Annotated in this window: 30 protein-coding genes; 17 read left to right on the top strand and 13 right to left on the bottom strand. The window is 66.7% G+C overall.

The features are described 5' to 3' along the window. Nucleotides 1–63 precede the first annotated feature (63 nt). Nucleotides 64–1236, bottom strand: a complete 1173-nt coding sequence (locus tag ON22_RS08550; RefSeq protein ID WP_051157314.1) for an acyl-CoA dehydrogenase family protein — start codon at nt 1234–1236, stop codon at nt 64–66. A 129-nt stretch (nt 1237–1365) separates the two neighbouring features. On the opposite strand from ON22_RS08550, the gene ON22_RS08545 reads away from it, so the two are divergent. The 10 genes from ON22_RS08545 (at nt 1366) to ON22_RS08500 (ending at nt 11741) form a co-directional block, all read left to right on the top strand. Continuing rightward, a complete protein-coding gene (locus tag ON22_RS08545) occupies nt 1366–2148 on the top strand; it encodes a hypothetical protein (RefSeq protein WP_033245004.1) in 783 nt (260 codons plus the stop codon). Between the two features lies 1 nt (nt 2149). Beyond that, entirely contained in the window at nt 2150–3247 is a 1098-nt protein-coding gene (locus ON22_RS08540) for a hypothetical protein (RefSeq protein WP_033245003.1), read from the top strand. 25 nt (nt 3248–3272) lie between these two features. Next, on the top strand, nt 3273–4751 hold the full coding sequence (locus tag ON22_RS08535; RefSeq protein ID WP_033245002.1) for a hypothetical protein: 1479 nt from the start codon (nt 3273–3275) through the stop codon (nt 4749–4751). A gap of 156 nt (nt 4752–4907) precedes the next feature. Next, nucleotides 4908–6212, top strand: a complete 1305-nt coding sequence (locus ON22_RS08530) for an AAA domain-containing protein (protein ID WP_033245001.1) — start codon at nt 4908–4910, stop codon at nt 6210–6212. Between the two features lie 93 nt (nt 6213–6305). Further along, nucleotides 6306–7622 carry a S8 family peptidase gene (locus ON22_RS08525; protein ID WP_033245000.1) on the top strand — a complete coding sequence of 439 codons (1317 nt, stop codon included), beginning with the start codon at nt 6306–6308 and terminating at the stop codon, nt 7620–7622. Between the two features lie 9 nt (nt 7623–7631). Next, nucleotides 7632–7889, top strand: coding sequence for a hypothetical protein (locus ON22_RS08520; RefSeq protein ID WP_033244999.1), 258 nt, complete (start codon nt 7632–7634; stop codon nt 7887–7889). Between the two features lie 50 nt (nt 7890–7939). Then, nucleotides 7940–9727 carry a serine/threonine-protein kinase gene (locus tag ON22_RS37875; protein WP_255218521.1) on the top strand — a complete coding sequence of 596 codons (1788 nt, stop codon included), beginning with the start codon at nt 7940–7942 and terminating at the stop codon, nt 9725–9727. A gap of 103 nt (nt 9728–9830) precedes the next feature. Then, on the top strand, nt 9831–11012 hold the full coding sequence (locus tag ON22_RS08510) for an FAD-dependent oxidoreductase (RefSeq protein WP_033244998.1): 1182 nt from the start codon (nt 9831–9833) through the stop codon (nt 11010–11012). 1 nt (nt 11013) lies between these two features. Continuing rightward, a complete protein-coding gene (locus tag ON22_RS08505; protein ID WP_033244997.1) occupies nt 11014–11343 on the top strand; it encodes a hypothetical protein in 330 nt (109 codons plus the stop codon). A 44-nt stretch (nt 11344–11387) separates the two neighbouring features. Continuing rightward, a complete protein-coding gene (locus tag ON22_RS08500; protein WP_051157312.1) occupies nt 11388–11741 on the top strand; it encodes a prolyl hydroxylase family protein in 354 nt (117 codons plus the stop codon). A gap of 30 nt (nt 11742–11771) precedes the next feature. Here ON22_RS08500 and ON22_RS08495 read toward each other — a convergent pair whose 3' ends face one another. The 9 genes from ON22_RS08495 to ON22_RS34495 all read right to left on the bottom strand — a co-directional run bounded on the left by ON22_RS08495 (nt 11772) and on the right by ON22_RS34495 (nt 19373). Further along, the gene (locus ON22_RS08495; RefSeq protein ID WP_255218520.1) at nt 11772–13382 is read right to left on the bottom strand and encodes a polyamine aminopropyltransferase; all 1611 of its coding nucleotides are present in this window, start codon (nt 13380–13382) and stop codon (nt 11772–11774) included. Nucleotides 13383–13384: 2 nt separating this feature from the next. Then, nucleotides 13385–13810, bottom strand: a complete 426-nt coding sequence (locus tag ON22_RS08490) for a DUF350 domain-containing protein (protein WP_033244996.1) — start codon at nt 13808–13810, stop codon at nt 13385–13387. A 41-nt stretch (nt 13811–13851) separates the two neighbouring features. Then, complete coding sequence (locus ON22_RS08485) at nt 13852–14277, bottom strand: DUF4247 domain-containing protein (RefSeq protein ID WP_051157311.1); 426 nt, start codon at nt 14275–14277, stop codon at nt 13852–13854. A 49-nt stretch (nt 14278–14326) separates the two neighbouring features. Next, a complete protein-coding gene (locus tag ON22_RS08480; RefSeq protein ID WP_231508634.1) occupies nt 14327–14911 on the bottom strand; it encodes a DUF4178 domain-containing protein in 585 nt (194 codons plus the stop codon). Between the two features lie 114 nt (nt 14912–15025). Then, nucleotides 15026–17362 carry a hypothetical protein gene (locus tag ON22_RS37470; protein WP_051157310.1) on the bottom strand — a complete coding sequence of 779 codons (2337 nt, stop codon included), beginning with the start codon at nt 17360–17362 and terminating at the stop codon, nt 15026–15028. Between the two features lie 91 nt (nt 17363–17453). After that, nucleotides 17454–17771: a hypothetical protein gene (locus tag ON22_RS08470; RefSeq protein ID WP_156052331.1), complete on the bottom strand. Its 318-nt coding sequence runs from the start codon at nt 17769–17771 to the stop codon at nt 17454–17456. Between the two features lie 63 nt (nt 17772–17834). After that, entirely contained in the window at nt 17835–18188 is a 354-nt protein-coding gene (locus ON22_RS08465) for a hypothetical protein (protein WP_156052330.1), read from the bottom strand. A gap of 21 nt (nt 18189–18209) precedes the next feature. After that, a complete protein-coding gene (locus tag ON22_RS08460; RefSeq protein ID WP_231508633.1) occupies nt 18210–18551 on the bottom strand; it encodes a hypothetical protein in 342 nt (113 codons plus the stop codon). 186 nt (nt 18552–18737) lie between these two features. Then, nucleotides 18738–19373: a class I SAM-dependent methyltransferase gene (locus tag ON22_RS34495; protein WP_255218519.1), complete on the bottom strand. Its 636-nt coding sequence runs from the start codon at nt 19371–19373 to the stop codon at nt 18738–18740. Nucleotides 19374–19475: 102 nt separating this feature from the next. Between ON22_RS34495 and ON22_RS34490 the strand changes: the two genes are divergently transcribed. The 3 genes from ON22_RS34490 (at nt 19476) to ON22_RS08440 (ending at nt 21489) form a co-directional block, all read left to right on the top strand. Beyond that, a complete protein-coding gene (locus ON22_RS34490; RefSeq protein WP_051157307.1) occupies nt 19476–20021 on the top strand; it encodes a TetR/AcrR family transcriptional regulator in 546 nt (181 codons plus the stop codon). A gap of 256 nt (nt 20022–20277) precedes the next feature. Beyond that, entirely contained in the window at nt 20278–21282 is a 1005-nt protein-coding gene (locus ON22_RS08445) for a tyrosine-protein phosphatase (RefSeq protein WP_051157306.1), read from the top strand. Nucleotides 21283–21291: 9 nt separating this feature from the next. Further along, nucleotides 21292–21489, top strand: a complete 198-nt coding sequence (locus tag ON22_RS08440) for a hypothetical protein (protein WP_033244992.1) — start codon at nt 21292–21294, stop codon at nt 21487–21489. 82 nt (nt 21490–21571) lie between these two features. On the opposite strand, the gene ON22_RS08435 is transcribed toward ON22_RS08440, so the two are convergent. The 3 genes from ON22_RS08435 to ON22_RS08425 form a co-directional block, all read right to left on the bottom strand. Next, nucleotides 21572–21877 (bottom strand): hypothetical protein, encoded by a 306-nt coding sequence (locus tag ON22_RS08435; protein ID WP_033244991.1) that lies wholly within the window; start codon nt 21875–21877, stop codon nt 21572–21574. A 348-nt stretch (nt 21878–22225) separates the two neighbouring features. Next, complete coding sequence (locus tag ON22_RS08430) at nt 22226–22441, bottom strand: DUF4287 domain-containing protein (RefSeq protein WP_033244990.1); 216 nt, start codon at nt 22439–22441, stop codon at nt 22226–22228. A gap of 113 nt (nt 22442–22554) precedes the next feature. Next, nucleotides 22555–23499, bottom strand: coding sequence for a helix-turn-helix transcriptional regulator (locus tag ON22_RS08425; protein ID WP_033244989.1), 945 nt, complete (start codon nt 23497–23499; stop codon nt 22555–22557). Nucleotides 23500–23591: 92 nt separating this feature from the next. On the opposite strand from ON22_RS08425, the gene ON22_RS08420 reads away from it, so the two are divergent. The 4 genes from ON22_RS08420 (at nt 23592) to ON22_RS37870 (ending at nt 26956) form a co-directional block, all read left to right on the top strand. Next, nucleotides 23592–23957, top strand: a complete 366-nt coding sequence (locus ON22_RS08420) for a VOC family protein (RefSeq protein WP_033244988.1) — start codon at nt 23592–23594, stop codon at nt 23955–23957. A 231-nt stretch (nt 23958–24188) separates the two neighbouring features. After that, entirely contained in the window at nt 24189–25667 is a 1479-nt protein-coding gene (locus ON22_RS35535) for an ABC transporter substrate-binding protein/permease (RefSeq protein WP_081595415.1), read from the top strand. Then, nucleotides 25664–26455 (top strand): amino acid ABC transporter ATP-binding protein, encoded by a 792-nt coding sequence (locus ON22_RS08410; protein WP_051157305.1) that lies wholly within the window; start codon nt 25664–25666, stop codon nt 26453–26455. The genes ON22_RS35535 and ON22_RS08410 overlap by 4 nt, the downstream gene beginning before the upstream one ends. Before the next feature lie 81 nt (nt 26456–26536). Next, on the top strand, nt 26537–26956 hold the full coding sequence (locus ON22_RS37870; RefSeq protein WP_255218518.1) for an FAD-binding protein: 420 nt from the start codon (nt 26537–26539) through the stop codon (nt 26954–26956). Nucleotide 26957 lies beyond the last annotated feature (1 nt).

The following is a 26957-nucleotide window of genomic DNA, read 5'->3' as shown; positions in this document are numbered from 1 at the left end:
AACCACACTCGGCGGCCCGTACGCGCACAGCCGGGCGCCTCTCTCCCGTAGGCCTGGGACCGCTCAGAGGAGGGCGCTGCGGGGGGCTTTCAGGCCGAGGGCGGTGGCGCCGGCGAGTTCGCGGGTGGTGTCGTAGTCGAAGACCACGTGGCCGCTCAGCACGTCCACGTCACGTTTCAGGCGTTGCATCGGGTGGTCGGTGAAGTGGACGCTCGCGCCGGAGGCGTGCAGGAGGTCGGCGATGATCGCGCGGGATTCGCGGACGATATAGGCGGCGGCGAGGCGGGCCTGGGCGCGGACCGAAACCTGGACGGGGGTGCCGGCGTCGAGGAGTGATTCGATTTCGGCGACCGTATCGTCGAGCAGGCCACGAAGTGCGCGTAACCGCACCCGTGCGTGGCCGAGATGCGCCCGGGCCATGGGTTTGTCCTGCTGGCGGGCACCGCCTTCGTAGAGGAGGATGCGGCCTTCGAGGCGGTCGGCGTAGATATCGGTGGCTCGTTCGGCGGCGCCGAGGGCGGGCATCGAGGCGGCGAGGGCCAGAGCCGGGACGAGAGGCCAGCGGTAGGTGGTGGCGTCGTGCAGGGCGGCGCCGGGGGCCGATCCGCTGTTGATATCGACCGAGCGGACCAGCCGGTGGCCGCCGACATGAGCGCCCCGGATGACGACATCGTTGGAGCCGGTGGCGCGCATACCTTCGGTATGCCAGACATCCTCGATCGTGATGTCGGTGGCGGGCAGCAGGGCCAGGGCGGGGTAGAGGCCGTCGTCGGGACCGCACAGTGCACCGACCATGATCCAGTTCCCGCCCATCACACCGGTGGCCCAGGACCAGCGGCCGGACAGGGTGATGCCGCCGTCGGCGGGGATTCCGCGGCCGGTCGGCGCGAGCGCGGCGGGGCACAGGAACGGGCCGCTGCCGTACGCCTCGACCTGGGCTTGTTCGGGGAACAGGGCCAGTAGCCAGTTGTGCAGGGTGTAGAAGCCCAGGGTCCAGGCACTGGAGACGCAGCCGTGCGCCATCCGGCGGATCGGGTCGAGGATGGCAGGGAATTTCTCCTCGCGGCCGCCGAATCGTTTCGGTACGAGATATTCGAGGAAACCGGAGGCGACCGCATCGGCGAGGGTCTGGTCCGGCAGGCGGCGCAATTGTTCTGCGGCCTGGGCCCTTTCGGCCAGCGCATCGATGAGGTTCTGGGTGATTCCGGGAGTGCTGTCCGGCTCGGCCGCAACCATGGTCGCGACCGTAACATACCCAAAAGTATGGAGTGGGCGGCTTCCGGAAACCCGGAATTCGAACGACATACCGCGGTAAATACTGGCATTTACTGGACTTCCCTGGAATCGCACCCTAGATTCTCCCCCATGCCCACCGCCGAGGCGCTGGAACAGCGCATAGCCGAGCTGCGCACCCAGGTGCGCCGCGCCGCCGGTTCCGGTGACCGGACGGCGGCGCGTCGGTTGCGCGCCGAATTACGCACCGCCGAAGCGGAATGGGACGCAGCAGTTCTCGGAACTCCCGCCCCCGCCGAACCACCCCGGCTGCACTCCGGCGCGGTGCCGGTGCGCGAACATGTGCACCGCGCGCTCACCCTGCTGTCGGTGCCGGCCGCCCCGAAACTCGTGCTGGCGGTGCACGAGGCGTTCTTCTCGGGGGATCTCGTCGCGGCCCGGCTCACCAGCCTGCGCCGGGACGAGGAGCGGTCGTTCCGCGCGGCCCCGTACGCCCGTCCGTACTACATCTGCGCGGCCCTCACCACGGATCTGCTGGCCCCGGCCCGCGGACTGCTAGGGGTGAGCACCTGGCCGGCAGCGCAACGTATGGTCGGGCCGCTGAGTCCGCGGGTGGATCTGCTCACCGCCGCGACCCGGCTGGCCCGGCATCTGGCCGATCACGGCGATACCGCCGCCCGGCAGCGGGTGCTGTGGCAGCTGGCGGTTTCCATCCCGGGCGCCACCGACGGGACCGTGATCGACCCGGATGTGGTGCTGGCGGCCGCGGAACGCGAACTCGAGGTGCACAGAGAAGACGACATACAGCAGCGGGCCGACGCCGCGGAGCGGGCACAGCGGCAACTGGCGGACCCCGCGGCGCAATTGTTCGGCACACGGCTGACCGTGGCCGGACGGCGAAGGAACGAGGCCTGAGATGACGCTTGCGCAGAAAACCCTGACCAACCGCCTGGACGAGCTGCGCGGCGCAGCCCCCACCAGCCGGCACAATGCCCGCACCATCGCGGCACTCACCGCGAATCCGGGGTGCGCGCGCCGGGCGCTGCTGGACGCCGCGGCAGTGGACAAAACCGTGATCGCCCGCGAACTGGGGTTCCCGCCGCAATTCGGCCAGTCGCCGTTCGCGATCACCCGCGGTAATTCGTTCGAGGCGATGGTGAAATCGCACGGCTGCGCCGAACTGCTCCGGCTGCTGCGTGAGGAATTGGGGCTGAGCATTCCGGAAGTCGGTTACCACGACCTGGCGACCGTGGGCGACAACGCCACCAACTCCATCCGCTACCAGCGCACGAAACAACTACTGGGACAAGCGCTGAGCTCGGGGCAGGGCACCCTGTTCGACCATCCGATGCTGCGCCTGGAGATCGCGGGCGCCACCGCCTATCTGGAACCCGATGTGGTGGCGCTGCAGATCGGCGGGAAGTTCTACGTCGTGGAGATCAAATCCTTCGCCATCGTCGACGGCCAGGCCGATCCCGCGCAGGTCGCCTCGGCGGCCCGGCAGTCGGCGGTGTATGTGCTGGCGATGCGGGAACTGCTGCGCGAGCTCGGGTATTCGCCCGACGATGTGGCGCACGAATCGATCCTGGTGGCCGCGCGGGATTTCACGAACCGTCCGGTGGCGGCGAAACTGGATCTGCGCAAACAACTCGCGGTGATCGGGCGGCAGCTGTCGCGACTCACCTCCATCGATTCCCTGCTGGACCTGGTGCCCGCCGGCGCCTCGTTCACACCGGGTGAGGGGCTCTCGGAGACCGTTTCGGCGATTCCGTCCCGGTACGCGCCGGAATGTATGTCGAGCTGTGAGCTCGCATTCGCCTGCCGCTCCGAGGCCCGGACGCAGGGGTCGGTGGATACGCTGGGCCGCGGGGTCTGTGACGATCTCGGCGGGATCGACAACCTCGACACCGTCCTGGCGCTCGCCGAAGGCACCCTGGAACCCGCTCCGGAGCACGCCGATATCGCCGAGATGCTGCGCCAGGCGCAAACATTGCGACTCGAGGTAGCTGGATGAGCGGGGCAGGCGCGGAGGCGGCAGCATGAGCGTGCTGAGCGCGCTGGCCAAGGCGACCGCGGCGCGGACTGGTCGCGCCGAACCCATTGCTGCCCGGCGGCATTACCATCTCGCGGACCGTCCGCTGGTACTCGTTCCGCTGCGGTTGGCCGGTGAGGCCGCCGCGCCGCTGGCAGTGATGCTCGGGACGGCGCCGGAGGATTCGACGGTGCTGCTCGTGGCACAACCGCGCGACCGGATCCTGCGCCTGCGTTTCACCGAACAGCTGGCCGACCGTGTGCTGCCCTATATTTCGGCCTTCTGCGAGAACGCGGAGGAGCTGACGGTCAAATCGACCGGCGAAACCTATCTGCGCTATCTGGATGCCCCGCAGCTGCTGGTGCCCAATCTCGGTGGTGTGCAGTTCCTGCGGCTGCTGGGGCGTTCGGTGCGGTTCCATCGCACCGAGGGCGAGAACGCCGTCCCGGAATCGCTGCCGCTGCTGGGGCGCTGGCTCACTTGGTTCGGCGACCGCTCGGATTTCCCGGGATCCAGTGTGTGCCTGGCGATGACCTCGGTACTCACCGCACATTGGGCGTCGGGACAGTCCGCGCTGGAGGATGCGAATCTGGCCGCGCTGCTCGGCTGGATCGACCCGCCCGCCGGGCTCACCGGCGCACAGGCCGCCGCCCTCGCCGAAGACCCGCTCACCTCACCGCCCGCGGGCCCCGCCACCGACCCCGGTTTCGACAACGAGGAACTGGCACCGCTGATCGCCGCCTATGACAGTGCGGAACACGAATGGGCGAAAGTCATTGCCACCGAACGTCTCGAACAGGCATTGCGGGGCCAGCTGGAACCCACCTGGCGGCTGATGTGGCGGGCGGTGGAGCTGCTGCGCGAACTGCCCGAGGGCGCGAGCGTGGACCGGCGCTGGACCGATGACCGGTCGGCGTTCTCCTGGTTCGTCTCCGATATTCCGGAAGGCTACCCGCAGGCCCGGCGCGACTCCGCCGTCTCGGCGACCCGGCGGCTGCTCAAACAGGAGCAGGCCCTCGACACCTTCCAGGCGCAGCGGGCGTTCGACGATCCGCGAGTACTGATCGAATACCGGCTCGTCGGCGAGGCGTTCCAGGGCACGGTCGCCGAATGTGAACCGGAGCGGCGGGCGAAACCGAAATCGCGGGAGGTCCCGCGGCCCTATATCTGGGTGCACACCACCGATCCGTTCCGCGGCCGCGTCGGCGAAACCCTGTTCCGGATCGACCGGCCCGCGCAGAAGGCCGAAGTGGTCGCGGTCGAGGACGATGTGGTCCAGCTGGAGTTGGTGAGCGGTATGGGTCAGGGTAAGAACCCGGCCGTCGGCAGTGTGCCCGAAGAGGGCGACCCGATCGGTTTCGCCCGCTTCTCCCCCAGCGGATTCGGCGGTCCGCCCGCCAAACTCCCGCCGCGCGAGGAGACACCGTGGACACACGGCGGGCCGCCGCCCGACCCGTCGGCCGAGCACCAGGAGGAATGGTCGTGAACGAGCGAGGGCAAGTGAACTATGAGCACAGCGCGCAGGTACGCACGACGGAACCGAACGCCGGCGAGGCGCAGTCGTGAACGAGCGACGGCAAGTGAACTATGAGCACAGCGTGCAAGTGCGCACGACGAAGCCGAGCGCCGGCGAGGCGCAGTCATGAGTACTGCCGATGCGGTGATCGGCGCGATCCTCACCGATCTCGACAACACCGCGCACCGGGCGCTTGTCGTGGATTCACCGCCCGGCGCAGGGAAGTCCACGCTGGTGGTGCGCGCGGCGCGACAGCTGGCAGCCGCCGACGACGAGCAGCGGATGATCGTCGCGCAGACCAACGAACAGGTTGACGACCTCATCGATCGCCTCGCCACCGCCGACCCCGAACTGCGGATCGGGCGCTTGTCCGCCGGCGACTACCGGCCCAGTGCCCGGATCGACCGCGACAACGTGGATGTCGCCAACCGCCCGGCCGACCTGGAACGCTGCGCGATCGTGATCGGCACCGCCGCGAAATGGGCCACACTGGACGAGGGCCGCTGGTCGTACGCGATCGTCGACGAGGCGTATCAGATGCGCTCGGATATGTTGCTGCGGATCGCGAACCGGTTCGAACGCGGACTGTTCGTCGGTGATCCCGGTCAGCTCGACCCCTTCGCCACGGTCGATTCCGACCGCTGGGCGGGCCTGTCCTGGGATCCGACCATGAGCGCGGTCGCGGTGATGCTCAACCACAACGACGGTATCCCGGTGCATACGCTGCCGGTGTCGTGGCGGTTGCCGCCCTCGGCGGCGTCGGTCGTCTCCGCCGCGTTCTATCCCTTCGCCCCGTTCCAGGCCGGAACCCGGCCGGAGCAGCGGCGGATGGAATTCGGCACCCGCGGGCTACGGGGTCCGGTGGACGAGGTGCTGGACGAAGCCGCGGCCCACGGCTGGGCCTACTACGAACTACCCGCCCGCCACACCCTGCGCACCGACGCCGAAGCGGTGGCCGCCATCGCCGACCTCACCTGCCGGTTGCTGGAACGCGGGGGTATCGCCCATTCCGAACAAGGCACCCGGGAGATCGACGCGACCCGGATCGCCGTGGGCACCGCGCACCGTGATCAGGCTCAGGCGGTGCGGGACGCACTGGCCCCGACGATCGCCGCGGAGGTCACCGTCGATACGGCGAACCGCCTACAAGGCCGCGAATACGATGTCACGGTCATCCTGCATCCGCTGTCGGGCCGCCGCGATGCCGGCGCGTTCCACCTGGAAGCGGGGCGGTTGTGTGTGCTGGCCTCGCGGCATCGGCACGCCTGTATCGTCGTCGGCCGCCGCGGGATCGACGAGCTCTTGGACGCGCACCCGTCGGCCGAACCGGTCTATCTGGGTGTGCCGGTGAAGTTCCCCGACGGCTGGGAGGCCAACCAGGCCGTGCTCAGCCGGTTGGCCGCCCACCGTATCCCGGCCGCTGTTCGCTGACGGCCGTTGTTCGCTGACGGGCGCTGGAACGGCCGGGCGGTGAGGGTTGCGCTCCGATTGCCATGTCCGCGATAGCGAGGCACCATTGCGGGCATGCGAGTCGTGATCGAGCTCCGCCCCGCCCCCGAACAACTTTCCGCCGCAATAGGTTCGGCCGCCGATATTTCGGCCGCCGATCTCACCGGCGAACTCCCCGGATTCGCTCTGGACTCCGGCTTCTCCCCGGTGGCCCTGCCGCCGGGCGCGGGGGCGGCGGGCGATACGGCGCAGCAGGGAACCGGTTCGTACCTGGTGCGCGGGGAGATTCCCGACGGTGATCGAGCCGCCCGCGAGGCGCTCGCCGGAGCCGCGGGCGTGGCCGGGGTTTTCGCGGATCCGGTGATCGAACCGGTGCTCACCTGCGGTGACGACGGTGCGGTGGGTGACTGGAACAAGGTGGCCGAATTGCTGGGTCGCGCGGAACTCACCGCGGCCGGGCTCACCGGTGAGGGTGTGGCGGTGGCCGTGCTCGATTCCGGGATCAATGCCGAAAAAGTCCGGGAGGCGAGCGGCGGCGAGATCACGATCGATACCGCACGCAGCTGGAATCCGGCCGGGGTAACCGGCAAGGCCGGTGAGTTCGCCGTCGGGCACGGCACCATGTGCGCTTTCGATGCGCTCATCGCCGCCCCGCGCGCGACCTTCCTCGATATCCCGCTCCTGCAGAGTTCCCGGACCGGCGGCAGTGAGATGGACGGTCTGCTCTCCGATGCCCTGGCTGCCTTCGCGCATCTGCGCACCGTGCTCACCCAGCAGCCGGAGGACCGCCGTGCTCTGGTGGTCAGCAACAGCTGGGGCGCGTTCTCACCGCAATGGGATTTTCCGGTCGGCGACCCGGGCAACTATTCCGATAATCCCGACCACCCGTTCAATGTCATCGTCGGCTCCCTGGATGCAGCGGGCGCCGATATCCTCTTCGCCGCCGGTAACTGCGGACGGGAATGCCCGGACGGACGCTGCGCATACCCAGACCGGCCTATCACCGGAGCGAATTCACACCCGAACGTCCTGTCGGTGGCCGGTGTCGATACCCGCGGTCAGCGGGTGGGGTATTCGTCGCAGGGGCCCGGCCGGCTGGCCGACCGCAAACCCGATATCTGCTCCTACACCCATTTCCTCGGTTCCACCGCGTTCGGTGCGGAGGCACCTGATTCCGGGACATCCGCGGCGTGCCCGACACTGGCCGGGGTGGTCGCGGCATTCCGGACGAAATGGCCGGCCACCCAGATCCCACCGGCCCGGTTGCGCGAGCTGCTGCACAGCACCGCAGCCGACCGGGGTGGTGCGGGATTCGATCACGATCACGGATACGGGATAGCCGAACCCCGCGCGCTGCTCGCCGAACTCCAGAAGGCGGCCGCCCGGGCGTAATCTGGACTGATGCCGCTGCTGACCGTCGATCTGCCACCGGGTTCGGTGCTGGCCGACGCACTGCAGGCGCTGGGACTCACCGAGGACGAGGTCGACTGCGAATACGGGCTCATCGCCGTCGACCCGGACGCCGGCCGTTTCGCATTGCGCGTCGGTGCTGCGGCCGCCGCCCGGCTGACAGGCTCGGCAGCCCGGGTATTCGCGGATCCCCCTGTCGGATCCAGCACCCCCGACGAACCCCCGAATCAACCGAAAAACCCCGAATAACCAGCTATTTCACCGATTTTCACGGGCTGCCCCCGAATATATGGGGTGCTGTGACCGGTCACAGGATGTGGTATCCGTTGCTCGTGGAAGGAACACCGTTCGGTCGCTACCGGCTGCTCGATCTACTCGGGGCCGGAGCCATGGGGGAAGTACACCGCGCCTACGACACCGGAACCGACCGGCTGGTGGCGGTGAAGGTCCTCGCGCGCGAGTACGCCCACGACGCGGTGTACCGCAAACGCTTCCAGCGGGAAGCCCAGGTCGCGGCGCGACTGGCGGAACCGCATATCGTGCCGATCCACGATTTCGGCGAGATCGACGGCCGCCTGTACCTGGATATGCGGCTGGTGCAGGCACCCAATCTGGCCGAACTGCTCGCGGAGCGGGACCGGCTGGACCCCGGCGAAGCCGTGGAGGTGATCGCCCAGATCGCCGCGGCGCTGGATGCGGCGCACGCCGAAGGACTCGTGCACCGGGATGTGAAACCGTCCAATATCCTGGTCACTGCCGAAGGTTTCGCGTATCTGATCGACTTCGGGATCGCGCGCAGCGACGAGGACACCACCGTTACCACCACGGGCGCCGTGATCGGCACCTTCGCCTATATGGCACCGGAACGGCTCGCGGACGACGAATCCGATACTCGTTCGGATGTGTACTCGCTGGCCTGTGTACTCTACGAATGCCTGGTAGGAGCCAAGCCCTACCGCGGCGAGAGCATGCAACGGCAGATCGCCGCGCACCTCAACGACGAGCCACCACTGCCCTCGACCGCCGGTTTGCCCCGGCCCTTCGATGCCGTGATCGCCAAGGGTATGGCCAAGTATCCCGGCGACCGGTACGAAACGGCCGGTGCACTGGCGGCCGCCGCCCGGGCCGCGCTCTGGGAACCACCGACGGAAGCGTCACCAGCTCCTGCCCCCCTACCACCCGCGCCGGATCCGGCTACCCCGGATTCGGTGACCGGAGGCCCGCATACTCCTGCGCCTGGAACGCCTGTTACCCCTGCGGAACCGACTCCGGTGGCGGCAGCCGGTCCTGTTCCGAGCACTACTCCGGACCCGGATCCGCTCGTGTTCTCGGCCCCCACTCCGGTGACGACTCCGGAACCGGTCCCCCTCACCGCTCCGACTCCCCGGCCACCGTGGCGGGCAATTGTGGTGATGTCCGTACTGGCGCTCGCCGTCGCCGGGGCATCGGCGCTGGCCCTCACCCGTGACAACAACAGCACACTCGTCACCGAAACCCCCGGGACGGCTCCCCCGGCAGCAAGTTCGACCATTCGCGAGCCGGCCACCTCCGCCCCCGGGTCGATTCCCCCGGAACCGCCCCCGGCCCTCGCTCCGCCGGTATCGGTCACGGAATCGGTGCCGCTGCCGGTCACTCCGGTGGCGCCCAGCGGTCCGGCGGCAGAACCGGCCCCGCCGCCGGTGTGGACCGAACCCGAACCACAACCCAGTGCGCCCCCGCCCCCACCACCGGTCACCACGACCCCGCCGCCACCGGTCACCACCACCACCACCGAACCCGCCGAATCCGCAACGACAACTCCGGAAACGACCACGCCGGAGACCACAACTCCGGTAACCACGGTGACCACGACCGAAGAAGCAGGCGAGGAAGTAGCGGAAGAGGGCAGCGCCGACGCCACCGGCAGCACCATCGCGACCTCGTCTGCCGTCGGGTCCACCGATGGCACCGCCACCTCACCCTCGACCGGCTCCGTGACGGAAACCACCGCATCCCCGTCCACCGGGACTGCGGCCGATACCAGCTCCTCGGCCTCATCCACCGACGACGTCACCGCGATCCCGTCTCCGGCAGCCGACGCCGGTTGACCCACAGCGCGTCGAAACGAGTCGAATCACACAGCACTCTCCCGCCGCGCCCGCGCCATAATCGAGCCCGGACGGGCAACGGTGCCCGATACGGGAGGTGGGGATGACCGGCAAATCCAGCGGGCAGCAGCAACGGCGGGCCGTCGTGGTCGGGGCAGGTATCGCGGGACTCACTGCGGCCGTCGCACTGCGGCGGCGTGGCTGGCAGGTAGAGGTCCTCGAAAAGGCCACCGAGGTGGGGCCCGCCGGGTCCGGGTTGAGTCTGTGGCCCAACGGTTTACGCGGACTGGATACGGTCGGCGTCGGCGCGCCCGTCCGGGAACAGGCCCTGTCGGCCACCGAAGCAGGGATGCGTGACCCGTCCGGCCGCTGGCTGGCACGGACCGATGTCTCCGAAATCCGCGACCGCTACGGCGATCTGGTGATGATCCACCGGACCGACTTGTTCGATATCCTGCGCGGCGCGCTCGGGGACGAATCGCTCCGGCTCGGTGCGGTGGTGGACTCGGTGGATATCACCGACGACGGTGTCCGGGTCCGGCACAGCCGCGGTACTTCCGAGACCGACCTGGTGCTCGGTGCCGACGGCATCAACAGCACGGTGCGGGCGCTGCACTGGCCCTATACCACCCGACCGGCGTACGCGGGTTACACCGCCTGGCGCTCGATCGTGCGGCCCCGCACGCCGGTAACTTCCGGCGGCGAAACCATCGGGCGTGGAAATCGTTTCGGTATCGCCCCGCTACGAGACGGCCGGGTGTACTTCTACGGCTCCGCTACCGTGCCCGCGGGCACCGACAGCCCCGGCGGCGAACTCGCCGAACTCCGCCGCCGCTTCGCCGACTGGCACGATCCGATCCCGGACCTGCTGGCCGCCACCGATCCGGCGACGCTACTGCGGCACGATATCTACGAACTGCCGCGGCTCGACAGCTACGTGCGAGGGCCTGTCGCGCTGCTCGGGGATGCCGCCCATGCCATGACACCGAATCTGGGGCAGGGCGCGAATCTGGCTATCGAGGATGCGGTCACCGTCGCGGCCCTGCTCGACCGGCACCGGGATATCGAGACCGCCCTCGCCGAATACAACCGGATCAGGCGGGCCCGGGTCGAACCGCTGCAGCGGTTGTCGCATCGGATGGGGGTAGTACTGCAGTTGTCCGGGATGCCGACGGTCCTGCTACGCAATACGATAATGCGGATGACTCCCACAGGCCCGGCCCTCCGAGGCCTGGCACCTGTCCTGACTTGGGAACCGCCCGACTCGAGCACACTCGGTAGATGAAGTGGACGATAATACGCACACACCCGTCGCAAAATTCCAGGCCTCGGGCCCGGCAGAAAATTCGGCTCAGCAGAACGCGGCTGGGGCCGACGCGCCCGGAAACCAGGACCTGACAGACCTTCGTCGCAATTACGCTGAGGGCAAATCGCTCCACTCCGACCCCGACATATGGATTTTCGACGGCATCGCGACCCCGGACGAGATGGCGACGCTCACCGAGCGGGGCCGCGAGATCCTGAAACGCGCTGAGGTCAGCGGAGATGCGGTGGCTATGTCAGCGCCGGCCGTTCGGGCAGCAATTGCTGGATACCCCACGACCACAACGAGCTGACGTTACAGCTTGCCACGCGGATCAGCGATATCGTCGCAATTCCCTTGTCCAACGCCGAATCGTTCCAGGTTTTACACTACGGGCCCGGTCAGCAGTACCGCCCCCACTACGATGCCTGGCGCGCAGGCTCGCGCAAAGCCGAGCGCTGTCTCGCCCGCGGGGGCCAGCGCCTGGTTACCGCCCTTCTCTACCTGAACGAGGTCGCGTCCGGCGGATCCACGAGCTTCCCCGAGCTGGGTATCGAGGTCCGGGCAGTTCCCGGCAGGATGGTGCTCTTCCACAACTGCCACACCGGCACGAATCGAGTTCATGAGCGCAGTTTGCACGGCGGCATGCCAGTCGAGCAGGGTGAGAAGTGGGCGGCAAATCTCTGGTTCCGCGAGCGCGCGCGGCGCTGACGGGGCCGCGCGGCCGCTGATCTTCCGGCCCTAAACCCATTCCTTGCGCGCGAGATCCAGGATCACCGGATGCATCAACGTTGAGGGTTGTTCGCCGGTATCCCGGCGATCCGGCGCGAATACCGTCGCCGCTTGCAGGCTTGTCCCGTCGATCGACCGCAGGGGTTCTGGCGAGTCGAGATGCAGTTCGGGGTTCGGTTCGCGCGTGGCGAGCAGGAATCCCCAATCGCCGAAGCTCGGCACATCCACGTGGTAAGGCAGCACGGTCAGCCCTGAAGTGCGCACGGTCGCCGCGATACACCAGTAGGAGTGCGGAGCGAAGAACGGTGAACCCGCCTGCACCACCATGGTGGCTTCCGGGGCCAGCACCTGGGCGGCCATGGCGTAGAACTCGGTGGAGTAGAGCTTCGCGACGGAGGTCTGATCCGGGTCGGGCAGGTCGACGATCACCGCGTCGTATTCCTCATGGGCGGTACGCAACCAGGTGAACGCGTCCGCGGTGACGGTCCGGACGCGGGGGTCGGCGAAGGAGTTCCGGTTGAGTTCGGTGAGCCGGGGGTCGGTGCGGGCGAGGTCGATCATGACCGGGTCGAGTTCGACCAGGGTCACGGTGCGGACGTCCGGGTACTTCAGGATTTCGCGCAGGGCCAGCCCGTCACCACCGCCGATGACCAGGACGTTCTCCCGGTTCCCGGCGAGCGCGGGATGCACCATCGCCTCGTGGTAGCGGTACTCGTCGACCGAGGAGAACTGCAGGTCGCCGTTGAGGAACAACCGGGTGTCGCGGGTGCCGAACGGTGAGGCCGATTCGGTGAGCACGATCTTCTGGTATTCGGTCTGGTGCTGCCAGACGATCGGTGCCGCGAACAATGCCTGCTGGGCGGTGGCCTCGAACCGGTCGGCGTAGACATAGCTACCGATCAGGACGCCCGCGACGAGCAGCGTGACCATGCCGAAGGTTGCTTTGACCAGATGCGATAGGTCCGCGCGGAACCAGATGAACACCAGCGCCAGCCCGGCCAGCGCGTTCACCACTCCCACGATGAGACTGCCGCGGATCTGCCCGAACACCGGCAGCAGCAGAAACGGGAACGCCAGGCCACCCAGCAGCGCGCCCACATAGTCGGCCGCAAACAGATCGGCGACCGCGCTGCCCGCTTCCTGTTTACGGATGCGTTGCAGCAGCTCCATCAGCAACGGGATCTCGGCACCCACCAGGGCACCGATCACGCACGAGGCCAGCACCAGCGCCGCGGTATACAGGTTGAGCCAGGCGTAGGCGGCGTACAGGCCCAGCACCGACAATCCGCCGATCAGCGCCAGCGCGATCTCGACCGCCAGGAACGCCGGCGCCGCCAGATGCCGCAACGGTTTCGCGGCCAGTGCACCGATCCCCATCGCACACACCATCACGCTGAGCGTGATCGAGGCCTGGGTGGCGGTATCACCGATCAGATAACTGCCCAGCGTGACCAGGGAAAGTTCGTACACCAGACCACAGGCCGCGCAGATGAAAACGGTGATGAGCAGAGCGATCCTGGGGAACCGCCCGGGAACTTCCGGCTGCTGTACCGCGGAGTCGGCTGCCGCGCCGCCGGGCTCCCCCGGCGGCTGTTCGGCTGTCAGAGTGCTCGCCGACACCTTTACGTGAGCGCGGAGGCGACCACGGCCGCGACCGCGATATGCACAGCGGCACTCACCCACACCCCGGGATGCACCTCGTGTTCGTTCACCACACCCCGGAATTCACCCGGTGTGGCGAAGTCCAGGATCAGGAACGCCAAGCCCATGGCGACCAGGCCGATGATCCCGTAGACCGCGCTCGAGATCAGCGCCTGTCCGATCGCACCGCCGGAGGTCCAGATCGCGGAAGCGACGATGATGCCGACACCGAGCATATTCGCGGCGACCAGCAGGGCGGCGTTGCGGTTGCGTTCCACCCAGATCTGGTGGCGCAGGTTACCGGGTGTGAGCACATCCACCAGGACGAACCCGAGCACCATCAGCACGATGCCGAGGCCGGAGTAGGCGGCCGCGGCACCGGCGTCCGCGGGCAGGTCTTGGAGCATTGTTTCCTCCTGGAAGGGGTCGATAGAACACGCGGCGGAGCCTATTTTCCGTCGCCGGAACCGCCACCGCGGAAGCCGCTGTTATCGCTGGGCCAGCCGAAGACACTGACAAAGGCGTGATGGCGCCGGTAACCGTTGCGGTAGTCGTCGACCAGAATCTTCGTTCCGGAACCGTTCGGCGATACCGCGATGATGTCGTCGCGGTACTGCAGGAAGGTCGTCGGTCCACTCGAACGCCGGTCCAGCGGTCGCGCTGCCTTGGTGATCTCGTCGGCGACCGCACCCGGCTGCTTGTTCGCGGTATACGCCCGGCCGTTGTTCTTCTCGTCGAGATTCGTGGCACGGGTGTAGTGGGACGTGATGTAGGAGCGCGCCCCGTCACCGTCGTCGTCATCGGACCCACATCCGGACAGCACACAGGCGAGGATCGCGCAGAAAGCAGCGATCACCCAGGATTTACGACTCACAGAAAACCTTCCCCCGTCTGGTACCCAGCCCGTCCGGTAATACAGCTACTCAAGACGGCGACTGCGGATAAATCATAATCGCACTGCGGTACAGGACCTGCCCGATTGCCGCTTCCTTCTTCCCCGAATCCCCGAAATCCTCGAACGACAGGCGAGTTCCGTCCTCGGCGAGATAGTCGTAATAGGCAACCGTCCCGGAGGGGGTCAACCCGGTGGTCGCCTCCCCGACGTAGCGGGCGGTACCCGACTCCTCCAGCCGGAACCGTTTTCCCGCGTGTTCGAGCTCGTCACCGCCGGGCGCCGGAATACCCGGCGTCTCCGTCCACAGCACCAGCTCGAGCTCGGGATCCTCCTCGACCGACAGCCATTTGCGGATGCCCTTGGCGTTGTCCAGCAGATGCTCACTCCACTGGTAGCCGCCCTCCGTCAGCCGCAACGAGCCCCGCACGGTGTAGGTTTCGCCGAAGATATCGGCGATATCGCCGGCCTTCAGCGCCCGCGGATCACCGCGCAGGGCATCGGAGTCCTTGTCGGCGAACGGGTCGACCGGCCCGGACGGCGCGACTGGCGTGCTCCGGCGCTGTACCAGCAGGTACGCCACGATGCCCGCCAAGACGAGTACCACGATCAACACGACGATCCACAGTGCGGTGATGGCTGCCTCCCTCCGGCGATCTCAGCGGAGAGTAGCATTCCCACTCCCCGCACGCCGGTTGCCGTGTCCGCACCCCCAGCGACCGGCAACCGCCTATACCTCCTCGGGCCCTGGGATCGGTGGCGGCTCGGGCGGCTGCGATGTGGTGATCTTCGGCTCCGGCATCTCCGTGGGTGCTTCGGGAACCTGCATACTCGTGCCACCGGCCGCATCCAGACCGGTCGGATGGAAGTAATTCTGGAACTTTCCATACTGGGGGTTGTCCAGATTGCTCTGATTCAGCGGCACCAACTCCCCGTTCTCCAGATACTGCGGCCCGCTACCGTTGTCGACGACAACCGCGCTGTGGTTCTCCCACGCGATCACATCACCCGTCCGCAGGGCCGACACGTCGACCACCTGCCACGGCTTCTCCACGGTCTGCTCCCCGGGGGTCCCGGCATAAGCGCTGCCCGCATCGATAGCGGGATTACCTTGCTGCCGGGTGAGAGCGTCGGAAACACCCTGCGGGACTTTGATCTTACTCTCCGGATCGCCGGGTACCGGCCAGTCCACAGTGGCGCCGGGAGTACTGACGAGCGGCGGCGCTCCGGTGTCGGTCGGCGCAACGACGGCCGGCTGAGCAGTGATGGCGGTACCCGGGTCGGTGGCAACGGGCATGCCCGGAGACTGCTGCGGTGGGCCGGGAATCTGCCGATCCCGGTCGCGACCCCGCTCGTCGTCGTCCTTGCCCTTGTCCCCGTCCTTCTCGCCCCCACCAAACGGGCCGTTTCCACCCATGACCCCGCTCAACAATGGCAGCGCACCCAAAATCCCGGGATCCATACCGGGCTGCGGCGTCGGAGTCGGAGTCGGAGTAGCGCCACCGCCTGCATTCCCGGTGTCGCCGTTGATGTACTCCATCACCCGGTCCTCGAGGCTCGAGGGTTTGCCCTCCTCGCCCCCACCGAGCAGATCCTCCGTGGCCGAACCCTCCGGAGTGGATGTGGAGCCGCCCAGAATATTCGAGAACTCCTCGCCCACGGCGGCCAGCTCCGTATCCGCATCGGTCGTACTTTCGCCGGTCTCCTCGCCGGTTCCCTCGCCGGTCTCGTTGCCGGTCTCCTGGGACCCCTCGAACTCTGAGTCGGCGGGCTCGGGTTCGGGTTCCGGTTGCGGTTGGGGCTCGGGCTCGGGTTCCGGCTGCGGCTCAGGCTCGGGCTCGGGCTCGGGCTCGGGCTGCGGTTCGGGTTCGGGTTCGGGCTCCGGCGCGTCGAATTGTTTGAAAATCGGGTCGGCCGGCGCGACCGGGTAGTCGAGATCGGCTACCGTCTCGGCAAAGGTCCACACCTTCTCCGTGCAATACAGCACAGCTTCGCTGATGATTCCGTATATGGCGGACTCTTCAGCAATGTTCTGTATCCCTTCCTCCGTGTACATCTTCCCTTGGCCCGGCCCTTGACCTTCGACACCTCTGAGCGCTTCCTCGATATCATCGTTCGCCGTCTGTATATGGTCGTACATATCGATATAGGTATCGTCGTTCAAACCATTTACTTCATGGGTCAGATCTTCGAGTTTCATATCCCTGCTGATCCAGGACTGCTCCAATGCCGATACGGCAATCGATGCATTCTCGTAGGAATCGGTGGTCTCCCCCTCGGAATCCCGCACGTCCGTGGACAGTGGAGCAACGAAATCTTCTGCCAGAAAGTCGTCATAGATTATTTTATTGCCGTCGGCCTTCTCTTGCCTGGCATCCCTCAAGTATCGGAGAAATTCAGGACTACTTGCATCCTTGGAATCCACCGCACCCATTTGGTCCATAACATCCAAAAGCGCCATGTTTGCTATCCGACGGAACTCCTTGAGCGTTTCCGATGCACCCGAGAAAGTGGTGATCTGAAGGGGAAAATCCGAGAACTTGTCGCCTTTTTCAGGTTTGGCACTCGAGATTTCTTCCTGGAATTCCGCATGCGCTTCTTCGGTTTGAGCTGCCCATAGAATTTTATCCGGGTCCAGGTCGGAATAATTTCCGCTCCAATCTCCGGGAACGTCCGAGAGTGCGACCAATTGACCATCATTCGTCACCACGAACTGGTCAGGCTTGTGGTCACCCCCCTGATGCCAGTCACCGTCCGGCCCGCCCCGGTTGTCCCCGTTATCGGGCGTGGCCGACCAGGTATGCCCATTGTCACCGTCAAGCCGCAGCGTGTGCAGCCCGCGCTGCCCGGTCCACCCGTTGGGCCACCAGGACCTCTCCTCCTCGGTGAACTTGAGTGCGTTCCCTCCGTCTCCGCTGGAGAGCTGGGTCGTCGTTTCACTCGGAACATGCATGGTAACGAGCTGGCCGTCTTGCATTCCGACCTTGTAGTCGCCATTCTCGGAGACCATCCATTGGCCGTCTTCGAGAGACTCCCCTGGATTCAGGAAATTTTCGCCGTTACCCATCAGCCGGTCAACCCCTCGCCTGATAAAACCGCGAACAATCGCGACCTACACATCCTTGTTCCGAGAACGTTCACGGGGCCATACCTACACGTCACTCGTCGGACGAGATGCTCCGAACCCGGCCGTCGCCTTCCAGATCCGTCGTCTCGAACGTATTTCCACCGCCGGTGGATGTATCACCGATCCCCTGCCTGATGTTTCCCCCGTTGGTGAATGCCGCTTCGCGTCCACGAGCGTGTTCGCGAGCCCAGGTGTTGAACGCATTGGCCGCCTTGCCGTGCTGATACTCCAGGCTGCCCTCCCACTCCGGATCCCCCACCGCACGCTGGTGATCGACATCCCCGGCTGCACGCTCCGTGTTTCCCGTCCTACGCCATGCATCCGGCTCCTGCGCAAAGTCCCTGACCATAGCTGGAGACCCTCCGTTTCCGACAGTTTGAATCATTATCGGCCATCCCCACCCCTGGGAGTTTCAAGCGTCCCCGAACTCAGCCCTTTCGGCCAGTTTGTAGTCGGCCCCCCTCGGAAGCCCCAGCCTGCTCGCAAGATGGGCCCCTTTATTGGTGGCTACCAGCTCGGCACGACGGCCGACCTGCGACTTCATCCGTGCCAACTTTGCGACTCTGAGAATTTCATTCGACAGCCACGCATCGGTGTTCTCCCACACCTCGTCACCGAGATGTATACCGATGATCATTCCGTGACGATCGCACGCTACCCCCACGGAATAGTCGGGGTTGAACACCTCATACCCCGAAGTTGCACTGGATACCGCCGATTCCGCCTCGAAGTCCGAGTTGTGCCTATTCACCAGGACCTCACCCATCGAAAACGCAGGGAAGCAACATCACTCATGCCGTCTAGGCATCGGCCAGTGGGCATCCTCCACGGTCGATCGATGCTGCCGAAGTGCATCAACCGTACTGTCATGGATACCAGCCATGATATCGGCAACCAATTCCGCCCTGTCGAAGGCAGCGATAGTACCCGGCGCGATGTACAGGTCGGTCAGACGCCCCATCCCGTCGACTTCGGGGATAACGCGAGAGCTGGGGGACGGACGCCGAGCACGGATCTTGTCGATTGCCTCGAACATATCGTGGGCAGCATGGACGAATGCCCGACCGGATTCCAGCGCCGCCGCCGTATCCGGGTGCAGCATATGGGCTCGACCCCATGTGTTCACCACGTCGGCACCTCATCTCCTCCCGCATAATCAACTCGAACAATCTTCCACACAACCAGGCGGCTTCCCACCCTTGGGACTAACCTTGGCTCGATCGATGCTGGGACCCCGAGCTCGGCGGGCTGTCTTCCCGAGTTGTTCTGGACGGTAGAGGGGAACTGAACGGCTTGGAAGCGGTCGACACCCCTGTCACGTAACGGCTTTCCCGGTACTCGATTCCAGCGAAACCCAACGACTGCAGGGCTGGGGTGTAGCGCCGGATATCGACTTCCGCGAGTGGGTCGGCGCCCTCGTTCCGACGCGTTGACCAGCCGAACAGGAACCGCACCCGCGGGGTTTGCCGGGCGTCGGCAAGCAGCAGCCGGCCCCCGGCCGCAGCACACGCCACATCTCGGCGATCGCCGGCTCCCGATATTCCTCCGGAATGTGGTGCATGACGAAGGTGCACGTCACGACGTCGACGGAGGCATCGGGCAGTGGCAGCTCCTGGGCCGGAGCCGCTAGGTAGCGGTGGTTCGGGCGGGTGTCACGGCGGTGGTTGTAGTCGATGGCGGTGGCGGAGGGGTCGATGCCGGCGACACTGCCGCGCGGCCCGACCTGCGCTCCCAGTGCGCGAACGAGTTTCCCGGGACCACAACCGATATCGGCGGCATCGTCCCCCGGCTGGGCACCACTCGCCCGGACCAGTTCGGCGAGCAACCGGCGATGGCGGCCGAGGAACCAGACGGTGGTGAACAAGTTGTATCGCCGCATGCCCTCGATGACCAATCCGGTATCGGGTGCGTCGACGAACATCGGGCTGCGGGTGTGCTGATCTGATGTCATGGGTCGATCGTCGCCAGCGCGGCCGCTGTCGACCAGAATCAGATGTGCCGGATCCGTCCGTTTCCGGACAGATCCGGCGGAACTGTCCACCGAGGAAGACCTATGAGCACCCCTGACCGCAGGGTCCGGCGCACCCGGGAGACCCTGCATCGCGCCCTCATCGAGCTGATGATGGAGCGCGCCTACGACCGCATCAGCGTGAGCGATGTGATCGCGCGGGCGGATATCGGGCGCTCCACGTTCTACGCCCACTACCGGGATAAAGACGATCTGCTCGTGGTGAGCTGCGGTGAGCACCTGCGCCGGGAAATCGCCCGCTCATCCGACCGCGGCCGCTGGGCGCCGGTGCGAGTGATGATCGGCCTGGCCGCGCGTTATCCGCAGGTTTACGAACCGTTGATCGGGCCGAAGGCTTCGGTGACAGCCCTGCGCGGATGCCGCAGCAGTATGGCCGCCATCCTGCGCGAACATCTCGACGAGCAGTCCGGGCCCCGCACCGACGACCTCACCGTCACCGCCCTGTCCTGGGCGCTTGTCGGCCTGCTCACGGCGGTCGCCGACCGCGCGAATCCGGTCGCACCGGAACTCGTCTGGCGCCGTTGGGAGGCAATCAGCCGCAGCGTTGTCACTCCTGCCGAGGATGACTGAATCGGGCTACCGCCGAGACCGGGGCCTGCCCGGCGCCCCGATCGACCGCGCACCGGCGGAATCCATCCGATCCCGATCATCGAGAGCGGCTGCCTGCACAATCACGACTGTGTCTACGGTCGTTGCGACACGACAAGTGAGGCCGCGCATTAAATCTGGATTCACCGCCACAACCGCAGCATTCGGGCTTGCCGCCGCATTGACGCTCACGGCATGTGACACCACGCCCAGCGCATCTGCCCCCACCGGCCTCACCGTGGAATCGACGAGCGCCGGTGATTTCGACTTGACCTGGAACGGCGCCGGCAAGGCCACCATCTTCGCGTCGACCTCGGCCGCCGATCCGTCGGCGACCGGCGACGAGGTCGCCGATATAGACGGCCGGTCCGCGGAAATCACCGATCTCGACCCGGTGATGCGCTGGTATTTCGAGGCGCGTAACGGGGACGACGACGGAACCGTTGCCTCGACCCGGCAGTTCGCACTACAGGGCGCTCACAACGTCCGGGATATCGGCGGATACCGAACCGCCGACGGACGGTCGGTCGCCTGGGGCCGGGTCTTCCGCGGGGACAGCCTCGCCGACCTCACCGCGGACGACCGCCGCGCCGTCGAGGGCGCGAATGTGGGCACAGTTGTCGACTTCCGCGGCGAGGACGAAATCGCGAAATCCGGCGCGGATCAGGTGCCGGCGGGGGTCGAGTTGGTGAGTATCCCACTGCTCGACGACAACACCCAGGCTCTCTCGGAAGCCATCCAATCGGCGATGACCACCGGGGACGGCGCCGCTATGGAAGCCACGCTCGGTGGCGGTAAGGCGATGCGTATCGCAGACGAGAGCTTCGTGAACCAGCTCGGCAAGCCGGGCACCATGGCCGGCTACGCGGAAACATTGCGTCTCATCGCCGGCTCCGACAAGGCCGTGATCTATCACTGCACCGCGGGTAAGGACCGCACCGGCATGATGACCGCCCTGCTGCTCGGGCTACTCGGCGTACCGGACGAGACAATCGTCGCGGACTTCGTCCTCTCCAACACATACAACCGCGAACACAACGACAAGACGTACGCGTTCCTCTCCGGCAAAGGCGTCGATATCGAACTCATCCGCCCCCTGATGGAACAGAGCGCCGGCATGATCCAGCCCGTACTCGACGCAGTCCACAACAAGTACGGCAGCTGGGACGAATTCGCGAAGACCGTACTCGGGCTCGATACCGGCACGCTCACGAACCTTCGCGACTCGCTGCTCACGGTGTAGTTTCGCGGGATGAGCACTGCCCAGGACCGTGGCCCGGTCTTCGACGGGGTGAAGATCGGCCGCCCCGCCACCGGTGCACTGATCGACGCCGGCCATCGGACGCTCGCCGACCTGCCGGAGCATCTTGACGACCTGCTCGCATTGCACGGCATGGGCCCGCGGGCAGTGCGATTGCTGGATGCCGCGCGGCGCGGCGAACCCGCCTGATATACGTCCCCTCGGCCGCGCCGGCCGCAGTCGACCCGGCCGGCCCGGATCGGCTGCGGACCGTCGAAGTGGCCGGGGCCGGTCAGTCGCAGGAGCGGCGGCCGAGGTCGGGCCAGGGCGGCCGGCGCAGGATCGCGAGGCTGGTGATCACGGCCGCGAGCAGGCCGATCAGCTCGCCCATGAGCGCAATACGATTGACATCCACCGCCGGAACCCACGTCGCGCCGCCGTCGCGGACGACGAACACCCCGGCGGGCCGCATCACCGGACTGATCACGCCGCGGCGGGCTACGGTGATGACGATTGCGCCGTCGGCGGTCTCGAACGGTTCACCGTAGACCGGTGCGGGTTCGGCCGCCGTGAACCCGAGTCGCTCCCGAATCGCCATGCCGTACGCCCCAATCCCTCGTGACGGTATCTGCCGCCACCATCGTGCCGGTGCGGCGAAGCCTACGGCTCGACCCGCCCACGCGACGGGATTTCGCTGCCGCAGCACTCGGTGCCCCGGCGGGTTCGACGGCGGATCGGTATGCCGTCAGCACGGGCCCGGATGGACGTGCCGTGGTGCGCCGCCTACAAGTCGTTTGCGGCCCCGGTCGACACCTCCCGGATCATGTGACTCGGGCGCCGCCCGGTCGCATACCACCGGGCAGGCCGCCGAAAGCAGCAGATGCGGGTACATCTGCAACACCCCTCGTGCGCTCGGCCGGCCCTCCCGGTCGGTTGTCCGCAACCGTCAGGCGCCCCATTTCTCGGGATGCAGATGATGCTGGGTGAGTGCGTTCGCATGCCCGTGACCGAAACCGTGCTCGGTCTTCAAGAATTCGACGAGCTCTTTGTGAGACGCCAAACCGGAATCACGCAGGGCGGTCTTCCACTCCTCGATGCTGCGGCCGTACTTCGCCTCGATGGAGGGGAAGTAGGACGCGGGGCCCTTCAGCTGTGCCGCCATATTCGGTCTCCTTGTTCCACACAACGTTCCTCGCATAGGACGGCGCCATGATCGAAAACTCGTCGCCGATCGAACTGTGACCCCCAACACATACCTCGCTACGGTTCCGGCTTTCACCGGTACTGCCGCAGCATCGCTCCCGCCAGCTCGCGGATCCGTTCGCGCGCCTCCGGCGGTCCCGTCACGAGGAAGTCGTCGGCGAACTGCAGAAGCTGGCGTACATCCTCGATCACCCGGCAGGCCACACCGATACACACCCGCCCGTCCACCTCCGGCGACAGGACCGTCAAGCGGGTTCCGAGGATGCGTTTCGCGCGTTCCAGCTGGCCTGCGGTCAGCTCGCCCTCGATCCGGACGGCTCCCGTGGTTTCCCAGCCCGCCGAGAGTTCCGCGGCCACCGCCTGCAAGGTCACTCCGGGCCGCAGCCGCCGGGGCGTGCGCAACGGGCGCCAACCGGCGACTCGTTCCAGCGAAAACAGGCGCGGCCGGGCCGAATGATCGGCCACGAGATACCACCGGCCGCCCTTGGCCAGCAGACCATAGGGGTCGACGATCTGCCAGGACGGGCCGGCCTCGTCCGACCGGCGGTAGTTGACCCGCAACCGGACACCGCGCCGCAGGTCACCCAGTAGTTCCGCGGGCCCGATGCCCGCACCGGGCGGCCCGAACCAGGGCCGGTTGTCCGTGGTGACCACCGCATGCACCGGCAGCAGATTCTCCGGCCGTATCCGCCCCGGCGCCACCTTGCTCCTGGCTCGCCGGCTGTCGACCCCACCCCCGAGCTGATCACGCTGCGCATCGTCGAGACCGGACAACGCGAGATGGTCGCGCTCGGCCGGGGTGAGCCGGGCGAGGTCGAGGGCACCGCCGGGGAGCAGTGTCACCCCGCCCCATCTCCCCCGCCGGACCAGTATCGGGAACCCGGCATCCTGCAGCCATTGCACGTCCCGGAACACCGTCCGCACCGATATGCCCAGCTCCGCCGCCAGATCGGTCGTGGTGACGGTTTCCCGGGACTGCAGGGCGATCAGCAGGGAGAAGAAACGATCGGGCGTCATATCGGAAGATTCTTCCGAAAACCTGCCGGAATCTGTCAGGTATGGCAGCGAATCTCTTCTTGTCCACGACAACGGCAAGAGGAGAACACCCCATGACCACACCGAACATGTTCATCGTGTACGTCCGCGACGCGGCCGCCGCCGCCCGCTTCTACGGCGACCTGTTCGAGATGAAGCCCGTATTCGAAACCCCGCGCTTCATCGCCTTCGACCTCGGCGGCGGTATCCAGCTCGCCGTGTGGAGCGGGGTCGAGGAGGGCTTCTCCTTCACCGGCTCACGCACCAGTGAACTCTGCCTGGCACTGCCCGGCGGGCCCGAGGAGATCGACAACCACTTCCGGAAGTGGGTCGACAAGGGTGTCGATATCGTCGCCGAGCCCTACGACGAGGTCTTCGGCCGCACCTTCGTGGTCGCCGATCCCGACGGCAACCTGATCCGCGTCGCCCCGGTCGACTGACGAGTGCGGGGCCGGTATCGCCCGGCCCCGCATACTGCGGGCTGCGCCCGCCGGCATGCTCGTTGCGTCCACCGGATTTTCGTACCGGCCCCGCACCTCGATACCGAACCTACGAGGACGCTCGCGCTGGTACGGATCAGCCTGCGCCGAATCGCGAGAAGCGACCGGATCCGCACTACGCTCTTTCTCCAGTGCCGGATTCCGGTTCCGGCCGACGCGAGGGGGTCGCCGATGCGACATGTGCTCAGAGGCGTGGTGCTGTCTCTGCTCCTGGTACTCGCCGGAGCCACGCAGGTAGGCGTGGCGACGGCGCAGGATCCCGGCCGGCCGGTGGTGAAGGTCGGGACCGAGGGCACCTATCCACCGTTCTCGTTCCACGATCCCGGCAGCCGGGAACTCACCGGCTACGACATCGAGGTGGTCCGGGCGATCGCCGACCGGGCCGGCTGGGAACTCGAATTCGTCGAAACACAATGGGACGCGATCTTTCCCGCTCTGGATTCCGGGCGGATCGATATCATCGCCAACCAGGTGTCGATCAACGACGAGCGCCGGGCGAAATACGGGCTGTCCGATACCTACACCTACTCGCGCGGCGTGATCGTCCGGCGCACGGGCGACGAGCAGATCCGGACCCTGGACGATCTCGCCGGGCGCACGACCGCGCAGTCGAGCACCAGCAACTGGGCTCAGGTAGCCCGCGACGCCGGCGCAAACGTGGAAGCGGTCGAGGGTTTCGCGCAGGCGGCGGCGCTGCTCACTCAGGGACGCGTCGACGCGATCGTCAACGACAACATCGCTGTGCTCGACTACCTGGCCAGTACCGGGTCCACCGATATCGAGATCGTCGGCGACGCGGGAGCGGAGACCAGTGAACAGGTCCTCGCCTTCCGCAAGGACGACGCCGCATTGCTCGACCAGGCGAACCGGGCACTCGCCGCACTGGCCGCCGACGGAACACTCGCCGCCATCTCACAGAAGTATTTCCGGGCCGATGTTTCGATACCGGACGGCGGCACCGCCGACCTGTCGGAAGGACGTGGCGCCCGCGGCACCTTGGAGGTGTTGCGCGGGGCGGCGTGGCCGATGTTCGTCGGCCTCGTGAAGGTGACGATCCCGCTCACCGCGCTGAGCTTCGCCATCGGGCTCGCGCTGGCGCTACTGGTCGCGCTGGCACGGATATCGTCCTATCGCCTCCTCGCCGCGCCCGCCCGCGCATTCATCTCCATCATTCGCGGCACGCCCCTGCTGGTGCAGCTGTTCATCGTCTTCTACGGGCTGCCGCAGATCGGGTTGAAGTTCGATCCGTTCCTCGCGGCGGTGATCGCGTTCAGTCTCAATGTGGCCGGTTATGCGGCCGAAGTGATCCGGTCGGCGATTCTGGCGGTGCCGAAGGGCCAGTTCGAGGCGGCGGCGACGGTCGGTCTCGGGTATGCGCAGACGCTGCGCCGCATCATTCTCCCGCAGGCGACCAGGACAGCGGTGCCACCGCTGTCCAACACCCTGCTCTCGCTGCTCAAGGACACATCGCTCGGTTCGGTGGTACTCCTGACCGAACTGTTCCGTGAGGCCCAGCTCGCGGCGGCCGAAAGCAACGACTTCCTCGCCCTGTACACGTTCGCCGCGCTGTACTACTGGGTGATCTGCGCGGCCCTCTCCGCCGTGCAGAAACGACTGGAGACCCGACTCGACAGGTTTGTTGCCAAATGACCGACACCACTGCGCACAACAGCGAGCCCGCCCGGATCCGGGTCCGAGGTCTCGAGAAGTCCTTCGGCGAGCGTCAGGTGCTGCGCGGCCTCGACTTCGAATCCCGGCGCGGCACCTCGACCGTCCTGCTGGGTCCCTCGGGGTCGGGCAAGACCACGGTGCTGCGCTCCCTCAATGCGCTCGATATCCCGGAGCGCGGGGTGATCGGCATCGACGATGTCGAGATCGACTTCGCCCGGCTGCCCCGCGGCCGGGCGGGGCGCCGGGAGGCGAGCCGGCTCCGCGCCCAGAGCGGGATGGTCTTCCAGTCCCACAACCTCTTCCCGCACCGCACGGTGCTGGAAAACATCATCGAAGGCCCCGTCGTCGCCCAGCAGCGGCCCCGGGAAGAGGCGGTCGCCGCGGCCGAGACCCTGCTGGAACAGGTGGGGCTCGGTGACCGCGCGGACGCCTATCCCTTCGAGCTTTCCGGAGGGCAGCAGCAGCGCGTCGGGATAGCCCGGGCCCTGGCCCTGAAACCCCGCGTGGTGCTGTTCGACGAACCGACCTCGTCGCTGGACCCCGAACTGGTCGGCGAGGTGCTCGCGGTGATCAAAGACCTGGCCGCACAGGACTGGACGATGGTGATCGTGACCCACGAGATCCGCTTCGCCCAGCAGGTAGCGGATCAGGTCCTGTTCCTCGACGAGGGCGCCATCGTCGAGCACGGCCCGGCCGACCAGGTGATCGGCGAGCCCCAGGAAGAACGAACCCGCCGCTTCCTGAAACGGGTACTCGACCCCGGCTGACGGCTACCCTCGTGTCCACGCCACCACAGGCTGCACCCGGTAGGGTGATCGGCCTACCCACGGTATCGGCAAGGGCTCGACATGCTTTCACGGAGACGGCTAGTCACCTCCACCGCGCTGGGGGTCGCGCTCGGCGTGGCAGGTCTTCGCGATCTGCCCGCGCAAGCCGCTCCAGTGGTTCCTGGTGAACAGACCCACAACGACCTGGTGCTGCGCGGATACAACCGGCGCTTCATTGCCCGCCCGCGGCGAATCCATGTGCCGGGAACAGCGGAGGAGGCGCGGCAAGCAGTCGGCGCGGCGGTGCGCGAAGGTCTGCGGCCGGCGGCCCGTTCGGGTGGCCACTGCTTCGAAGATTTCGTCGACAACTCCGAGACACAGGTGATCGTCGATCTGAAACGGCTCCGCGAGATCGCGTGGGACGAACGCTATCGAGCGTTCGCGGTGGGGGCCGGCGCCACCCTGGAAACCGTCTACCAGGGTTGGCCGCATGGAATGTGAC

This window comes from Nocardia carnea NBRC 14403, from assembly GCF_000308515.1.
GTDB lineage: Bacteria > Actinomycetota > Actinomycetes > Mycobacteriales > Mycobacteriaceae > Nocardia > Nocardia carnea.
The sequence above is the reverse complement of the archived record's forward strand: the minus strand, read 5'-3'. Positions and strand labels throughout refer to the sequence as shown.

Excerpts from the sequence above, each read along its gene's own strand:
- ON22_RS08435 (WP_033244991.1), bottom strand. The coding sequence starts at position 21,877 with ATGGCGATTCGGGAGCGACTCGGGTTCACGGCGGCCGAACCCGCACCG.
- ON22_RS08470 (WP_156052331.1), bottom strand. The coding sequence starts at position 17,771 with ATGGTCAGGGACTTTGCGCAGGAGCCGGATGCATGGCGTAGGACGGGA.
- ON22_RS08465 (WP_156052330.1), bottom strand. The coding sequence starts at position 18,188 with ATGGGTGAGGTCCTGGTGAATAGGCACAACTCGGACTTCGAGGCGGAA.
- ON22_RS37470 (WP_051157310.1), bottom strand. The coding sequence starts at position 17,362 with ATGGGTAACGGCGAAAATTTCCTGAATCCAGGGGAGTCTCTCGAAGAC.
- ON22_RS34490 (WP_051157307.1), top strand. The coding sequence starts at position 19,476 with ATGAGCACCCCTGACCGCAGGGTCCGGCGCACCCGGGAGACCCTGCAT.
- ON22_RS08490 (WP_033244996.1), bottom strand. The coding sequence starts at position 13,810 with ATGCTCCAAGACCTGCCCGCGGACGCCGGTGCCGCGGCCGCCTACTCC.
- ON22_RS08525 (WP_033245000.1), top strand. The coding sequence starts at position 6,306 with ATGCGAGTCGTGATCGAGCTCCGCCCCGCCCCCGAACAACTTTCCGCC.
- ON22_RS08420 (WP_033244988.1), top strand. The coding sequence starts at position 23,592 with ATGACCACACCGAACATGTTCATCGTGTACGTCCGCGACGCGGCCGCC.
- ON22_RS08545 (WP_033245004.1), top strand. The coding sequence starts at position 1,366 with ATGCCCACCGCCGAGGCGCTGGAACAGCGCATAGCCGAGCTGCGCACC.
- ON22_RS08520 (WP_033244999.1), top strand. The coding sequence starts at position 7,632 with ATGCCGCTGCTGACCGTCGATCTGCCACCGGGTTCGGTGCTGGCCGAC.
- ON22_RS08430 (WP_033244990.1), bottom strand. The coding sequence starts at position 22,441 with ATGGCGGCACAGCTGAAGGGCCCCGCGTCCTACTTCCCCTCCATCGAG.
- ON22_RS08540 (WP_033245003.1), top strand. The coding sequence starts at position 2,150 with ATGACGCTTGCGCAGAAAACCCTGACCAACCGCCTGGACGAGCTGCGC.
- ON22_RS08440 (WP_033244992.1), top strand. The coding sequence starts at position 21,292 with ATGAGCACTGCCCAGGACCGTGGCCCGGTCTTCGACGGGGTGAAGATC.
- ON22_RS08410 (WP_051157305.1), top strand. The coding sequence starts at position 25,664 with ATGACCGACACCACTGCGCACAACAGCGAGCCCGCCCGGATCCGGGTC.
- ON22_RS08535 (WP_033245002.1), top strand. The coding sequence starts at position 3,273 with ATGAGCGTGCTGAGCGCGCTGGCCAAGGCGACCGCGGCGCGGACTGGT.
- ON22_RS34495 (WP_255218519.1), bottom strand. The coding sequence starts at position 19,373 with ATGACATCAGATCAGCACACCCGCAGCCCGATGTTCGTCGACGCACCC.
- ON22_RS08550 (WP_051157314.1), bottom strand. The coding sequence starts at position 1,236 with ATGGTTGCGGCCGAGCCGGACAGCACTCCCGGAATCACCCAGAACCTC.
- ON22_RS08425 (WP_033244989.1), bottom strand. The coding sequence starts at position 23,499 with ATGACGCCCGATCGTTTCTTCTCCCTGCTGATCGCCCTGCAGTCCCGG.
- ON22_RS08510 (WP_033244998.1), top strand. The coding sequence starts at position 9,831 with ATGACCGGCAAATCCAGCGGGCAGCAGCAACGGCGGGCCGTCGTGGTC.
- ON22_RS37870 (WP_255218518.1), top strand. The coding sequence starts at position 26,537 with ATGCTTTCACGGAGACGGCTAGTCACCTCCACCGCGCTGGGGGTCGCG.
- ON22_RS08530 (WP_033245001.1), top strand. The coding sequence starts at position 4,908 with ATGAGTACTGCCGATGCGGTGATCGGCGCGATCCTCACCGATCTCGAC.
- ON22_RS35535 (WP_081595415.1), top strand. The coding sequence starts at position 24,189 with ATGCGACATGTGCTCAGAGGCGTGGTGCTGTCTCTGCTCCTGGTACTC.